The sequence below is a fragment of the Herbaspirillum sp. GCM10030257 genome (assembly GCF_042666555.1).
Taxonomy (GTDB): domain Bacteria; phylum Pseudomonadota; class Gammaproteobacteria; order Burkholderiales; family Burkholderiaceae_D; genus Noviherbaspirillum.
The window spans coordinates 1-857 of sequence record NZ_JBHTDH010000125.1 but is presented as its reverse complement, the minus strand read 5'-3'; the positions used below and the strand labels follow the sequence as shown (position 1 = coordinate 857).

Genomic DNA, 857 nt, shown 5'->3' with positions numbered 1-857 from the left:
CCTGGGGGACGGGTTTGGGCTGACCGCGCAGGTACAGTCGCCGATCGACGCCGGGCAGGTGTGCCGCTACATGCACACGGCGCTGGCATCGCTGGTGCAGGCGCTGGAGCAGGCGCCATCGACGCCGTTGCACCAGCTGGAAGTACTGCCGCCGCAAGAGCGCACGCAGTTGCTGGTCGACTGGAACGGAATGCCGGTCGACTATCCGCAGGACCAGTGCATCCACCAGCTGTTCGAAGCGCAGGTTTCGGCCACGCCGGATGCCATCGCGCTGCTGCATGAAGGACAACAACTGAGCTACGACGAACTCAACCACCGGGCCAACCGGCTGGCGCGTCACTTGCGCACGCTGGGCGTGGTGCCCGATGCACGGGTGGCGATTTGCATGGAGCGCAGCACCGAGATGGTGGTCGCCATTCTGGCAGTGATGAAAGCCGGCGGCGCCTACGTGCCGCTGGACCCGGACTATCCGGTCGAGCGACTGGTCTTCATGCTGACCGACAGCATGCCGGTTGCCGTGCTCACGCATCCGCAAACCGGCACCCAGGTGCGCGCGGCACTGGCGTTCAGCCCGGGAATACAGGCGCAATCCGTCATCGACGTGCAAGCCGATGCCCAACACTGGAGCCAGGAACCGGAAGACGATCTGACGCCGCTGCAAACGGCAACACCTGCCCGCCACCTGGCGTACGTGATCTACACCTCTGGTTCGACCGGCCAGCCCAAGGGCGTGATGAACGAGCACCGGTCCGTGGTCAACCGCCTGCTGTGGATGCAGGATGCGTACCGGCTGGGTGGAGACGAGGCGCTGCTGCAAAAGACGCCGTTCAGCTTCGACGTCTCGGTATGGGAATTCT

1 protein-coding gene is annotated in these 857 nt (G+C 64.9%); it reads left to right on the top strand.

The annotated features are described in order from the left end of the window. Positions 1–857: AMP-binding protein (locus ACFQUU_RS29375; RefSeq protein WP_382252180.1), on the top strand; the 857-nt coding region annotated here is incomplete at both ends.